10 protein-coding genes are annotated in these 13324 nt (G+C 73.0%); 4 read left to right on the top strand and 6 right to left on the bottom strand.

The annotated features are described in order from the left end of the window. The first annotated feature begins 51 nt into the window (after window positions 1–51). On the top strand, window positions 52–1461 hold the full coding sequence (locus tag IC607_RS01020) for an NAD(P)-binding domain-containing protein (protein ID WP_191785138.1): 1410 nt from the start codon (window positions 52–54) through the stop codon (window positions 1459–1461). Window positions 1462–1528: 67 nt separating this feature from the next. Here the strand turns inward: IC607_RS01020 and IC607_RS01015 are convergent, their stop codons facing one another. The 5 genes from IC607_RS01015 to IC607_RS00995 form a co-directional block, all read right to left on the bottom strand. Further along, the gene (locus IC607_RS01015; protein ID WP_191785137.1) at window positions 1529–2986 is read right to left on the bottom strand and encodes a cellulase family glycosylhydrolase; all 1458 of its coding nucleotides are present in this window, start codon (window positions 2984–2986) and stop codon (window positions 1529–1531) included. A gap of 174 nt (window positions 2987–3160) precedes the next feature. Further along, window positions 3161–4276, bottom strand: a complete 1116-nt coding sequence (serC, locus tag IC607_RS01010; RefSeq protein ID WP_191785136.1) for a phosphoserine transaminase — start codon at window positions 4274–4276, stop codon at window positions 3161–3163. 194 nt (window positions 4277–4470) lie between these two features. Continuing rightward, on the bottom strand, window positions 4471–6459 hold the full coding sequence (acs, locus tag IC607_RS01005; protein WP_191785135.1) for an acetate--CoA ligase: 1989 nt from the start codon (window positions 6457–6459) through the stop codon (window positions 4471–4473). A gap of 99 nt (window positions 6460–6558) precedes the next feature. Beyond that, window positions 6559–7623 (bottom strand): hypothetical protein, encoded by a 1065-nt coding sequence (locus IC607_RS01000; RefSeq protein WP_191785134.1) that lies wholly within the window; start codon window positions 7621–7623, stop codon window positions 6559–6561. A 51-nt stretch (window positions 7624–7674) separates the two neighbouring features. Next, window positions 7675–8577: a formate/nitrite transporter family protein gene (locus tag IC607_RS00995; protein ID WP_191785133.1), complete on the bottom strand. Its 903-nt coding sequence runs from the start codon at window positions 8575–8577 to the stop codon at window positions 7675–7677. An 83-nt stretch (window positions 8578–8660) separates the two neighbouring features. Between IC607_RS00995 and IC607_RS00990 the strand changes: the two genes are divergently transcribed. The 3 genes from IC607_RS00990 to IC607_RS00980 all read left to right on the top strand — a co-directional run bounded on the left by IC607_RS00990 (window position 8661) and on the right by IC607_RS00980 (window position 12222). Beyond that, on the top strand, window positions 8661–9779 hold the full coding sequence (locus IC607_RS00990; protein ID WP_191785132.1) for an NADH:flavin oxidoreductase/NADH oxidase: 1119 nt from the start codon (window positions 8661–8663) through the stop codon (window positions 9777–9779). 146 nt (window positions 9780–9925) lie between these two features. Then, on the top strand, window positions 9926–11344 hold the full coding sequence (locus IC607_RS00985) for a glycoside hydrolase family 6 protein (protein WP_191785131.1): 1419 nt from the start codon (window positions 9926–9928) through the stop codon (window positions 11342–11344). A gap of 65 nt (window positions 11345–11409) precedes the next feature. After that, window positions 11410–12222, top strand: coding sequence for a glycoside hydrolase family 16 protein (locus tag IC607_RS00980; protein ID WP_191785130.1), 813 nt, complete (start codon window positions 11410–11412; stop codon window positions 12220–12222). Window positions 12223–12257: 35 nt separating this feature from the next. Here the strand turns inward: IC607_RS00980 and IC607_RS00975 are convergent, their stop codons facing one another. Next, complete coding sequence (locus IC607_RS00975; RefSeq protein ID WP_191785129.1) at window positions 12258–13310, bottom strand: LacI family DNA-binding transcriptional regulator; 1053 nt, start codon at window positions 13308–13310, stop codon at window positions 12258–12260. Window positions 13311–13324: the final 14 nt, after the last annotated feature.

The following is a 13324-nucleotide window of genomic DNA, read 5'->3' as shown; positions in this document are numbered from 1 at the left end:
ACCCTGGACCCGTGCCGGGGGCGGCAGGCGCCCGGGGTACCGTGGGGAGCCATGGAGCCGGCTTCGGACGAGCAAGCCGCAGGGTCGGCCCCTGTCCGGCGGACGGACGACACCGTCGAGCTCGTGCTCACGTTCGACGACGAGGGTGCGGTGCACTCCACACCCGTCCCGCGCGTCGGCGCGCCGGATCACGTGCCCGACGCAGCCACACCCGACGAGCCGCAGCACACGGTCGCGCCTCGTGCCGGTTCGCGGCGTGCGCTGCGGGAGAAGCGGGACACCCGGCGCCGACGTCGGGAACGCGCCGAGGGCGGCGCGGACGCGCCCGTGGATGTCGACGTCGTGGTCGTCGGCGCGGGCCAGGCCGGGCTGTCGGCCGCCTATCACCTGCGAGCCCACGGCTTCTCCGCGGCGGGGGAGCGCGGGTGGGAGGACGCCGAGCGAACCTTCGTCGTGCTCGACGAGGCGCCGCAGCCCGGCGGCGCGTGGCAGCACCGCTGGCCCGGTCTGACGATGGCCGACGCGCACGGCGTGCACGAGCTGCCGGGCATGCCGCTGCTCGTGCCGGACCCGACCGAGCCGGCCGCGCGTGCGGTGCCGTACTACTTCGCCCAGTACGAGGACGCCTTCGACCTGCAGGTGCAGCGTCCCGTGCGCGTGGCTCGCGTGCGCGACGACGACGGCCGGCTGCTGGTCGAGTCGCACGTCGTGGACCGGCCGGACGAGCGTGTCGTGTGGCGGGCGCGTGGTCTGGTGAACGCGTCAGGGACGTGGACCAAGCCGTTCTGGCCGGCGTACCCCGGGCAGGGTCAGTTCCGGGGGCGCCAGCTGCACACGCACGACTACACGACCCCTGAGGCGTTGGCCGACGGGCACGTCGTGGTGATCGGCGGCGGGACGTCGGCCGTGCAGCTGCTGCTCGCGCTGTCCCGCGTCACGACCACCACCTGGGTGACGCGCCGGCCGCCGCTGTGGCGCGACGAGGAGTTCACGCCGGAGGTCGGCCGGGCGGCGGTCGCGCTCGTCGAGGAGCGCACACGCGCCGGGCTCCCGCCGCAGAGCGTCGTCAGCGTGACGGGTCTGCCGCTGACCGACGCCTACCGCGCCGGGATCGAGTCCGGCGTGCTCGTCGCGCGGCCCGCGTTCAGCCGGATCACACCCACGGGCGTCGAGTGGGACGGGTCGCCGGCCGACGAGGGCTGGGCGGACGGCCCGTCGTCCGTCGAGGCCGCGACGCTGCTGTGGTGCACCGGGTTCCGCGCCGCGCTCGACCACCTGGCGCCGCTGCACCTGCGCGGACCGGGCGGCGGCATCGTCATGGACGGCACCGCCGTCGTCGCCGACCCGCGCATCCAGCTCGTCGGCTACGGCCCCAGCGCGTCGACGATCGGCGCGAACCGCGCCGGCCGCGAGGCCGTCACGCGCCTGCGTGCGGTCCTGAAGCGGACTGTTCGGGACTGACCCGAGGCATGAACGAACGGGGGTGCCGAGCCGGCCCCGGCTCGGCACCCCCTTCCCGGTCAGCGGGTCAGCCGCAGCTCACCGCGGTCGAGGCAGCGGGGGCAGAACCCGTGCCGACCCAGCCGTAGCTGGTGGTGGCGCCCGCGGCCAGCGCACCGTTCCACGCGGCGTTGGCGACGGTCAGCGTGGTGCCGGACTGGCTGAACGTGCCCGACCAGCCCTGGGCCGTGCCGCCCGCGGGCAACGTGAGCGCCGTCTTCCAGCCGGTGATCGCCTTGCTGCCGGCCTTGACCGTGACCGTGGCCTGGTAGCCGCCGGGCCACGTGCCGACGACCTGCAGCGCCGCCGTGCACGCACCGGTGACCGGCGGGGTCGTGGGCGTGGGGGTCGGGGTGGGCGTGACGGTGGGAGTGGGGGTCGCAGTCGGCGTGACGGTCGGCGTCGGCGTCGGCGTCGGCGTCGGGGTAGGCGTCGGCGTGGGTGTCACGGTGGGGGTCGGCGTCGGAGTCGGCGTCGTGCCGCCGTAGATCGTCGCCGTCACGGCCGTCGACTTGATGCCGTTCACTCCGTTGAGGACCTGCTGGCCCCACGCGGAGACGTTCTTGGGGTCGAAGCCCAGGACCATGTCGAGGATCGGGTCGGTGTTGCCCGACCACGACCAGCCGTAGTAGCCCATGTTCCGCTTGACGGCCTCGGACATGACGGTCGCGGTGTCGACGTCGGCCGACGTGGCGTGGTACCCGAACTCGCCGATGATGAGCGGCAGGCCCATCGTTTTGAACGCGTCCAGGTAGGACGTGATCGTGGACGCCTGGTTGTAGACGCCGTACATGTGGATGGAGAACAGGACGTTCTTGTCGGGGTCGGACGCGGCCACGGCGGGCGCGGCGGCCTGCATGACGTTCTTCCAGTCCTGACCCCACGCGGGGGCGTCGACGACGATGTTGTGGTGCAGGCCGGCAGCACGCAGCTTCTTGATCGCGGCCTGGGTGTCCGACGACCACTTGGCGTTGGCCGTGTCGTTGTTGCCGAACGGCTCGTTGCCGATGTTGATCTGGATGTAGTCCTCCTGGCCCTTGAGCACGGAGGCCAGCGAGATCCAGTAGTCGGCCGCCACGTCGAGGCTGGAGGCGGCACCCTCCTCGCCGTAGCCGGTGGTGTCGTGGTCCTCGAGCATGCAGATCAGCTTGTTGGCCTTGCACAGGCTGATGATGTTGGCGACGTCGGTGGCGTCGTTCTTGTTCCACCGGTGGCCGTCCGAGAGCACCACGCGCAAGGCGTTCGCCCCGGCGGCACGGATCGCGGGGATCGCGGTCGCCGTCTGGGAGGTGTACCAGGTGTGCGCGTGGCTGACTCCGCGAGCGATGAACGGCGTGCCGTTCTTCTCGACGAGCTGGGTGCCCGAGACGTGCAGGCCGGGGGGCGTGTCCGCCTGGGCCGACGTGGCCAGGACGGACGTCGCGCCGAGCGCGACGAGGGCGGTGGCCAGGGCGGCGCCTGGCAGCAGGGACAGTCGAGACCTCATGGGACATCCTCGTTCCGGGGCATCGGGTGGCCGCGCGTGCGGCAGCCGTTTGGCGTGTACCGGCCCGCCGCACCTTCGTCGGCCGACGGGCTGGTACGGCGTCACCCAACCAGGTCAGCGCCCGCGCGCTGATCCCCTTAAACGATTCACGCCCTGAACCGCTTCAGGTGCTGCTCAGAGGTGCTCGACGACGTACTCCACGCTCGCGACGAACCGGCTCACGTCGTCCGGGTCGATCGCGGGGAACATGGCCACGCGCAGCTGGTTGCGGTTCAGGGCCCGGTAGGGGAAGGCGTCGACGACGCCGTTCGCCGCCAGCGCCGCCAGCACGCGGTCCACGTCGATCTCGTCGGTCAGGTCGACCGTGCCCACCACCTGCGAGCGGAACGCCGGGTCTGCGACGAACGGCGTCGTCCACGCCGTGCGCTCCGCCCAGTCGTACAGCCGCGACGACGAGTCCGCCGTCCGGGCCACCGCCCAGTCCAGACCCCCGTGCTCGTTGAACCACCGCAGCTGGGCGTCCATGAGCACGAGGGTCGAGATGGCCGGCGTGTTGTACGTCTGGTGCTTGGCGGAGTTGTCGATGGCGACGTTGAGGTCGAAGAAGTCGGGGATCCAGCGGTCGGTCGCGCCGATCTGGCGAGCGCGCTCGATCGCCGCCGGCGACAGGATCGCGAGCCACAGTCCGCCCTCGGACGCGAAGCCCTTCTGCGGCGAGAAGTAGTAGACGTCCGTCTGCCCGACGTCCACGGGCAGACCGGCGGCGCCCGACGTCGCGTCGACGACCACCAGCGCGTCGTCGTCGGCCCCCTCGACCCGCCGGACGGGCAGCGCGACGCCCGTCGACGTCTCGTTGTGCGGCCAGGCGTACACGTCGGCGCCGGGGCTGGCGACGGGCAGCACGCCCTGGCCCGCGGGGACCTCCTGGACCGTGGGCTCGGCCAGGAACGGCGCGGCGGCCGTCTCCTTGGCGAACTTGCGGCTGAACTCGCCCAGCACCAGGTGGTGGCTGCGCTCGCGGACCAGCGCGAACGTCGCGACGTCCCAGAAGGCGGTCGCGCCGCCGTTGCCGAGCACCACCTGGTAGCCGTCGGGCAGCCCGAACAGCTCCGCGACGCCCTCCTGGACCGAGCGGACCACGTCCTTGACCGGCTTCTGCCGGTGCGACGTCCCCAGCAGCGCCTGGCGAGCGACGAGGGCGTCCACCTGCTCGGTGCGCACCTTGGACGGCCCGGATCCGAACCGGCCGTCGGCGGGCAGCAGGTCGGCGGGGATGATCAGGTCGGCCACGGCACGCCTCTCGCTCGGGAGAGGCCAGTGTGGCAGGCGAGCGCGCCGCGCCGAACCGCATTCCACCGGCGCCGCCCGACCGCTCGTGTCGTCGGTTCGCTGCCGCCGATCGTCGGTCTCCCCTCGAGGTAGTCGGTCGCAACCGACTACCTCGAGGGGAACCCGACGACTCGAGGTGCGTACGCCTCGGTCCCTCAGTCCTCCTGCTTCGCGCCGGGCTGGGAGAGGCCCTGGGCGATCAGGTCCATCACCGAGCTGTCCGCGAGGGTGGTCGCGTCGCCGACCTGGCGGTTCTCGGCGACGTCGCGCAGCAGGCGGCGCATGATCTTGCCGGACCGGGTCTTGGGCAGCTCGGCGACCACCAGGATCTGGCGGGGCTTGGCGATGGGCCCGATCTCCTTGGCGACGTGGTTGCGCAGCGTCGTCTGCACCTCGTCGGCCGACTCCGACCCGCCCGCCGCGTCGCCGCGCAGGATGACGAACGCGACGACCGCCTGGCCTGTGGTCTCGTCGTTCGCGCCGACGACCGCCGCCTCCGCGACCCACGGGTGCGAGACCAGCGCCGACTCGATCTCCGTGGTCGACAGCCGGTGGCCGGACACGTTCATGACGTCGTCGACGCGGCCCAGCAGCCAGATGTCGCCGTCGTCGTCCTTCTTGGCGCCGTCGCCCGCGAAGTACAGGCCCTTGAACCGCGACCAGTACGTGTCCGCGTAGCGCTCCGGGTCGCCCCAGATGCCGCGCAGCATGGACGGCCACGGCTCGGTGAGCACCAGGTAGCCGCCGGCGCCGTCCGGGACGGGCTTCGCGTCGTCGTCGACGACGGTCGCAGCGATGCCCGGCAGCGGGACCTGCGCGGAGCCCGGCTTGGTCTCGGTGACGCCGGGCAGCGGGCTGATCATGATCGCGCCCGTCTCGGTCTGCCACCACGTGTCGACGATCGGGGCCTTGTCGCCGCCGATGACGCGGCGGTACCACATCCACGCCTCGGGGTTGATGGGCTCACCCACCGACCCGAGCACGCGCAGTGACGAGAGGTCGAACTTCGACGGGATCTCCTCGCCCCACTTCATGCACGTACGGATGGCCGTCGGCGCGGTGTACAGGATGGAGACCTTGTACTTCTCGACGATCTCCCACCACCGACCGCGGTGCGGGGTGTCGGGCGTGCCCTCGTAGATGACCTGCGTGGCCCCGTTGATCAGCGGCCCGTAGACGACGTACGTGTGCCCGGTGATCCAGCCGATGTCGGCCGTGCACCAGTACACGTCGGTCTCGGGCTTGAGGTCGAACACGTTCCTGTGCGTGTACGCGGCCTGCGTGAGGTACCCGCCGGTGGTGTGGAAGATGCCCTTCGGCTTCCCGGTGGTGCCCGAGGTGTACAAGATGAACAGGGGGTGCTCGGCGTCGAGCGGCACCGGGGTGTGCTCGTCGGACGCGCTGTCGACGACGTCCGACCACCACACGTCGCGCTCGTCGGTCCACTCCACGTCCTGGCCCGTGCGCTTGACCACCAGCACGTGCTCGACCGGGTGCTCGCCCTTGGTCAGGGCCTCGTCGACCGCCGGCTTGAGCGCGGACGGGGCGCCGCGGCGGTAGCCGCCGTCGGCCGTCACGACGAGCTTCGCCTCCGCGTCGACGATGCGGGAGTACAGCGCCTCCGCGGAGAACCCGCCGAAGACGACGGAGTGCGGGGCGCCGATGCGCGCGCACGCCAGCATCGTGAACACGGCCTCGGGGACCAGCGGCAGGTAGATCGCGACGCGGTCGCCGGTCTCGACACCCAGGCCGGTCAACGCGTTCGCCGCCTTGCTGACCTCGCGCTTCAGGTCCGCGTAGGTGATGGTGCGGGTGTCGCCGCCCTCGCCCTCGAAGTGCAGCGCGACGCGGTCACCGTTGCCGGCCTCGACGTGCCGGTCCACCGCGTTGTACGCGGCGTTGAGCTGCCCGTCCGCGAACCAGCGCGCCACCGGGGCGCCCGACCAGTCGAGCACCTCCTCGAACGGCGTGTCCCAGTCCAGCAGGTCGCGCGCCTGCTCGGCCCAGAACGCGGGCCGGTCGGCGTCCGCCCACGAGTAGACGTCGGCGTGGGCGTTCGCCTGGGCCGTGAACTCGGGCGATGGGGGGAAACGGCGGTCCTCGGAGAGCAGGTTCTCCAGACCACCGGGGGTCGACTCGGTCACGCAGACCTCCTGTGCAGCGGCATCGGTGCGGGGGTGTGATCCCCGTCGCACTCTAGCCCGAACGGGGGGTGGCGCCGCGCCAGGCGGGTCGGCCCGCGGTCAGCGGTGGCGCTCGCGGAACTCGCCCAGCCGCAGGCCGCGGCGGCGGGCGAAGGCGGCGGCGAACCCGGCGAGCAGCACCAGGAAGCCGGCGGTGATCAGCGTGCCCGACGACCCGGAGACCAGCACCTGCGTGATGGTCAGGTGCCAGCCCGACGAGTCCAGGTACTGCAGCGTGATGTCGCGGGCGACCCCGGGCGCGACGAGGGCGACACCGCCCAGGGCCGACAGCACGATGCCGGCGGTGATGGGGACCGCGGGGGTCCAGACGCCCAGCAGCACCACCCAGCCGAGCAGCAGCAGGCCCAGGGCGACGAGCAGGATGCCGACCGTGTCGACCGACGCCGTCCAGCCCGGGGTCTGCGCCTCGAGGATCCGGGACTGGCCGAGCAGCAGCGTGCCGGCCGCGGCCGGACCCAGGAGCAGACCGACGATGACGCCGAGGATGTGGGCGCCGACGGACGTGGACCGCGGCGCGTTGGGGTCGGGGAACAGCTCCTCGTCGGCCGGGGGCGGCGCCGTGAAGCCCGGCGTCGTCTCCGGCGGGGCCGTGTCACCGGTGTCCGGTGCCGTCTCCGCGACGACCGGCTGCTCCTTGGTGCTCGGTCCGGTGCCGGGCGCGGCGACGACGGCCGTCACGGGACCGGTCGGCGGACCGTGGGGCGCAGGGGGAGCGACAGGCTCGGCGGGCGGCTGACGGGAGCTGACGCGGGCCGGGACCGCGAACGTGCGGGTGGGTTCCTCGACGTCCGTCGGCGGCTGCGGGGCCGGGCGGACCACCGCGTGCCGGCCGGTGTCGGTCGCGGGTTCCTCGGTCTTGCCGATCACCGCCGTCGGCGCCGTGGGCGTGCTCGCGGGCTTCGCAGCCGCGTCGGCGACGGTCTCGTCCGGGTGTGCGGACTCCGACGTGTCCGCCGTGGACGTGTGCGGTTCGTCGGCCGGTGCGAGCGCGGGCTCGTCCGACGAACGCTCCGCACCCGCACCGTCGTCCGTGGTCATCGTGGCGTCGGGGCCGGGCTCGGCGGCGTTCTCGTCGGTGGGGCGGTCGCTGTCGGCGGGGGGCATCGGGACTCCTGGGTGGCTCGCGGCGCGTCGACATGACGTCGGCCTGCACCCTCACCGTATTGCGGCAGCGACCCCCTCGCCGGGCGTGGGCACGGGTGTGTCGGCCGGCGGGACGGCGGGGGCCCGCACGCCGACCGCGACCTGCGTGGGCTCGTCGTCGGGTGCCGCACCGAGCACCGGCGACGGCGCCCGCGTCCCGCAGGCGTACGCGAGGCCGACGAGGACGGCGCCGCCGATCGTGTTGCCGAGCCCGACCGCGGCGATGTTGCGCGCCATCTCGGCGACGCTCGCGCCGGGCAGCCCGCCCATCAGGCCGAGCGAGAACGTCGTCATGTTCGCGACGACGTGCTCGAAGCCCGAGGTGATGAACACCATGACGCACGCGAAGACGACGGCGATGCGGGCGCCCTCCGACCGCAGACGGCCGAAGCACCAGACCCCCAGGCAGACGAGCAGGTTGCACAGGATGCCGCGGACGAACAGCTGGCCGAGCGTCTCGTGCGCCTTGTGCTCGACCATCCCGGCCAGCACCGCACCCCCGGGCGTCCCGGCTGCGAGGACTCCGGAGGCGTGGACGAGCGCGGCGAAGCCGATCGCGCCCAGCAGGTTGCCACCGAGCACGGCGAGCAGCGTGACCGCGGCGCGGCACCAGCCGACGACGCCGCGGACCGCACCCTGGGTGAGGATCATCATCGCGGAGGTGGCGAGCTCCGCCCCGGCGACCAGCACGATCGTCAGCGCGACGCCGAACACCAGGCCCTGGACCAACGGCGTGAAGCCCGATCCCGCCGCGGCGAGCGGTCCGCCCGCGGTCGCCATGATGACGACGCCGATGCCGATGTAGGCGCCGGCCAGCGCGGTGCGCACCAGGAACAGGCCCGGGGTGCGCAGCAGCTCGGCCTTGTGGTGGGCGGCCTGGGCGTGGGCGTCGACGGTCTGGGCGATGGTCAGCACGGGTGTCAGCCTGTCGCGAAATCACATCCCGTTCGTGGGACGAAAGGACCGGGCGGGCCGTGACGGCACGTACCGTCGTGCGCATGACGAGCCTGTTCGACCCGATCACCCTGCGCGGCACCACGTTCCACAACCGGGCCTGGCTGGCACCCATGTGCCAGTACTCGGCCACCGACGGCGTGCCCGGCGACTGGCACCTGGTGCACCTGGGGGCGCGCGCCGCGGGCGGGTTCGGCCTGCTGCTCGCCGAGGCCACCGCCGTGGTGCCGGAGGGGCGGATCTCCCCGCAGGACACGGGGCTGTGGAACGACGAGCAGGTGGCGGCCTGGCGCCGCATCACCGCGTTCGTGCACGCACGCGGGACGCACGTCGGGGTCCAGCTCGCGCACGCCGGGCGCAAGGCGTCGACGTACCGGCCGTTCGCGGCGTCGTCGGGCTCCGTGCCCGCGGCCGACGGCGGGTGGGGGACGGTGGGGCCGTCCGACCTGGCGTTCCCGGGGTACGCGGCGCCGAGCGCTATGACGGCCGACGACATCGCCGCGGTGCCCGGCCAGTTCGCGGCCGCGGCCCGGCGCGCGCTGGCGGCCGGTTTCGACACCGTCGAGCTGCACGCCGCCCACGGCTACCTGCTGCACCAGTTCCTCTCGCCGTTGTCCAACCAGCGCGACGACGAGTACGGCGGGTCGGCCGAGAACCGTGCCCGGCTGCTGGTCGAGACGGCGGACGCCGTGCGCGCGGCCTGGCCCGACGAACGCCCGCTGCTGGTCCGCGTCTCGGCGACCGACTGGCTGGACGGCGGCCTCGTCGTCGACGACGTCGCGCAGGTGGTGAAGGAGCTCGCCGGGCACGGCGTCGACCTCGTCGACGTCTCGACAGGCGGCAACGCGCTCGCGCCCATCCCCGTCGGGCCCGGTTACCAGGTCGCGGCCGCGGCCGAGGTGCGCGCGACGTCGGGTCTGCCCGTGGCGGCCGTCGGGATGCTCGACGACCCGCACCTGGCCCAGCGGATCCTCGCCGACGGAGAGGCGGACGCGGTCCTCGTCGGGCGCGGCGCCCTGCGCGACCCGTCCTGGCCGCTGCGCGCGGCGCACGATCTCGGGGTCGCCGCGCCTGCGCTGGACGTCGTCGAGCCGACGGCCGACGTCGCACCGGCGACGACGACGGGGTGGCAGCCGCAGTACGCGCGCGGCGCCTGGCACTGACCCGGTGAGCGCCGCGCCAGAGCGCGCAAATCTTGACACTTCGCCCTCGAGCCCACAGGATGCTCAGAACTGGAATCGATTCCACAATCGTCCGGTCAGCAACCGCAGCGACGCGACGGAGCGCCGCACGACCCCTGGGAGCCTCGATGGCCCGCCCGAACACCCGCCTACGACGCGCGATCGCCCTGACCGCGGCCGCCCTCGCCCTGACCGCCCTCGGCGGCAGCCCAGCGTGGGCCGGCTCCGCCCACGCCGACCCCGCGGGCGACGACGTCCTGACCCCGCAGACCCGGCTCTACGTGAACCCCGACAGCAGCACCGCCGAGGCGGCGCGCGACCTGCGCGGCCAGGCCAAGAAGGACGCGCTCGCGCTGAGCACGGTGCCGAGCGCCACCTGGTTCACCGGCGGGACGCCCGCCGAGGTCAAGCACGACGTGCGTGCGCTCGTCGGGCGCACGGGCCGCACCGTCCCCGTCCTGGTCGCGTACGACATCCCGTTCCGCGACTGCGCGCTGTACTCCGCCGGTGGCGCCGCGGACGTGGCGGCGTACAAGGCGTGGATCGACGGGTTCGCGGCGGGCATCGGCAACCGCGACGCGGTCGTCGTCCTCGAGCCCGACGGTCTGGGGATCATCCCCTGGTACACCGCGATCGACGGCTCGCTGGAGCACTGCCAGCCGCCCGAGTACGACCCCGCGACGACCACCCGCGACGCTGCCGCCGAGCGGTTCGAGATGCTCAACTACGCGGTCGACCGCCTCAAGAAGCAGCCGAACGCGAAGGTCTACCTCGACGGCACGGGTCCGTACTGGCTCGCGGTCGGCGACACCGCCGACCGGCTGGTCAAGGCCGGTGTGCAGCGCGCCGACGGCTTCTTCCTCAACGTCTCCAACTATGAGTACACGGAGAACAACGTCACCTACGGCACGTGGGTCTCGAAGTGCATCGCGTACGCGACGAAGGTCTCGCCCGGCGACTTCGTCGGCTGCGGCAACCAGTACTGGAGCGGCGGTCCGGCGAACGACTGGACCGGCCAGGTGCTGACCAACCAGGGCATCTGGAGCCCGACCGCCACGGACCCCCTGCTGAACACCGCCGGCATCGAGTCGCGCTACGACCAGGCGCTGGGTGACGTGCAGCCGAGCACCCACTTCGTGGTCGACACCAGCCGCAACGGGCAGGGCCCGTGGGCCGCGCCCGCCGGTGTCTACTCGGACGCGGAGACCTGGTGCAACCCGCCCGGCCGCGGCCTGGGGCTGCGCCCGACGACGGACACGAAGAACTCCCTCGTCGACGCCCTGCTCTGGATCAAGGTCCCGGGTGAGTCGGACGGTCAGTGCTACCGCGGGACGGGCGGCCCCACCGACCCCGAGCGCGGCATCGTCGACCCCGCTGCCGGGCAGTGGTTCAGCGCGCAGGCGCGTGAGCTGATCACGCTCGCGTTGCCGACGTTCTCCACACCGAACGCCCACTGGCCCGGCTGGCCGACGTGGCCGAGCCAGGGTTGGCACGGTCGCGCGAGCTGGCCCAGCTGGCTGACGCACCTGGGAGGAGGCCGAGGCTGACGCACCGCCCCGGCGTCCACCGGCGCCGGGGCTCACCCCTTCGACGTTCACCACTGGAGGTACGGATGCGATCAACGGCGACGCATCACGGATCCACGCAGCACCGTTCCGCGCAGCACCGTTCCCGGCTCCGCCGCGCCGCGCTCGCCGGTGCGCTGCTCGTCGGCCTGGGCGCCGGACCGCTCGGTTCACCGGCGCAGGCCGCCATCGGCGGCGGCTTCGTCGACAACTTCGACGCGTTCGACACCGCCCGCTGGTACAAGGCCGACGGCTACAGCAACGGCGGCATGTTCAACGCCGGCTGGCGTGCCGACCACGTCTGGCACAACGGCGGCGTGATGGGGATCAACCTCGACACGACCAGCTGCCCGGGCGGCTGCTCGGGCAAGCCCTACGCGTCGGGCGAGTACCGCACCACCGATCTGTACTCGTACGGGCGGTTCGAGGCGCGCCTCAAGTCGGCCCCCGGCGGGTCGGGGACCGTGACCTCGTTCTTCACCTACACGGGCCCGAGCGACGGGCAGCCGTGGGACGAGATCGACGTCGAGATCCTGGGCAAGAACCCTCGGCAGATGCAGACCAACTACTTCACGAACGGGGTCGGCGGGCACGAGACACTCATCGACCTCGGGTTCGACGCCTCGGCGGGGTACCACGACTACGCGATCGAGTGGTGGAACCAGGGCACCATCAACTGGTTCGTCGACGGCAAGCTCGTCCACCAGGAGAACGGGTCGCGCGGACCGCTGCCCACGCACCCTCAACGGATCATGGCCAACCTGTGGCCCGGGACGGGGGTGGACGGCTGGCTCGGGCCGTTCAGCTACGCGGGGCAGCGCACGGCCACGTACGACTGGATCAAGTACACCCAGTACTGAGCCGGCGTGCGGTCGTGCAGGCGCCCGGTGGGGGACTAGCTCCCGCCGGGCGCCGATCCGCGCACCACCAGCTCGGTGGGCAGGACGACCGGCGTGGGGGAGTCCCCGTCGATCAGGCGGACCAGCATGGCGGCCATCTCCTGACCGAGGCCGCGGATGGGCTGGCGGACCGTGGTGAGCTCGGGTTCGGTGTGGCGGGCGATCTCCAGGTCGTCGAAGCCCACCACTGCGACGTCCTGCGGGACACGCCGACCGGCGGCCCGCAGCGCCCGGAGCGCGCCCGCGGCCATGTTGTCCGATGCGGCGAACACGCCGTCGACGTCCGGGAAGTCGGCCAGGAGGCGCGCCATCGCGCGCGCTCCGCCCTCCGCGCTGAAGTCCGCGCGCTGCACCCGGTCCGTCGGCAGGCCGGCTGTGACCAGGGCGTCCGTGAACCCCTGGTGGCGGGCGACGGACGCCTGCAGGTCGTCCGGCCCGACGATTGTCGCGAGGCGGGTGCGGCCCGAGGCCAGCAGGTGCTCGGCCGCCTGACGTGCGCCGCCGCGGTTGTCGACGTCGACGTACCAGCGTGCCTGGCCGTCGAGCGGCCGCCCACCGATCACGACCGGCAGGTCGGTGCTCGCCGCGACCTCGGCGAGCGGGTCGTCCCGTCGCAGCGCCATGAGCATGACGCCGTCCGACCGGCGTGAGGTCAGCAGTCGCTCGAGCCGCGCCTTGCCCTGCGCGGACGACGCGAGCAGCAGCGTCAGGTCCAGCTCCGAGCGTTCGAGCGCGGCGGCCACACCCACCAGGACCTGGGAGAAGAACGGGTCGCCGAACAGCGTCGGGTCGTCGTGCGAGACGGCCAGGACCACGGATCCGGCCGTGCGGGTGCGCAGTGCCCGCGCCGTCGGGTTGGGGGAGTAGCCGAGCTCGTGCGCCGCGCGCGCGACGGCCTCCCGCTTGGCCGGGCTGACGTTGCGCACGTTGTTCATGGCGCGCGACGCCACGGATCTCGACACCCCGGCGCGTCGGGCGACCTCCTCGAGCGTCGCCGGGCGGCGCGCAGGGGCCGGGCCGGGCGCCCCCTCCGCGGCGGTGTCGGACATGCCGCGAGCCTACC

Origin of the sequence: Cellulomonas sp. JH27-2, assembly GCF_014837175.1 — a bacterium.
Lineage (GTDB): Bacteria > Actinomycetota > Actinomycetes > Actinomycetales > Cellulomonadaceae > Cellulomonas.
The sequence above is the reverse complement of the archived record's forward strand: the minus strand, read 5'-3'. Positions and strand labels throughout refer to the sequence as shown.

Excerpts from the sequence above, each read along its gene's own strand:
- IC607_RS01015 (WP_191785137.1), bottom strand. The coding sequence starts at position 2,986 with ATGAGGTCTCGACTGTCCCTGCTGCCAGGCGCCGCCCTGGCCACCGCC.
- IC607_RS01000 (WP_191785134.1), bottom strand. The coding sequence starts at position 7,623 with ATGCCCCCCGCCGACAGCGACCGCCCCACCGACGAGAACGCCGCCGAG.
- IC607_RS00985 (WP_191785131.1), top strand. The coding sequence starts at position 9,926 with ATGGCCCGCCCGAACACCCGCCTACGACGCGCGATCGCCCTGACCGCG.
- IC607_RS00990 (WP_191785132.1), top strand. The coding sequence starts at position 8,661 with ATGACGAGCCTGTTCGACCCGATCACCCTGCGCGGCACCACGTTCCAC.
- IC607_RS00980 (WP_191785130.1), top strand. The coding sequence starts at position 11,410 with ATGCGATCAACGGCGACGCATCACGGATCCACGCAGCACCGTTCCGCG.
- IC607_RS00975 (WP_191785129.1), bottom strand. The coding sequence starts at position 13,310 with ATGTCCGACACCGCCGCGGAGGGGGCGCCCGGCCCGGCCCCTGCGCGC.
- IC607_RS01020 (WP_191785138.1), top strand. The coding sequence starts at position 52 with ATGGAGCCGGCTTCGGACGAGCAAGCCGCAGGGTCGGCCCCTGTCCGG.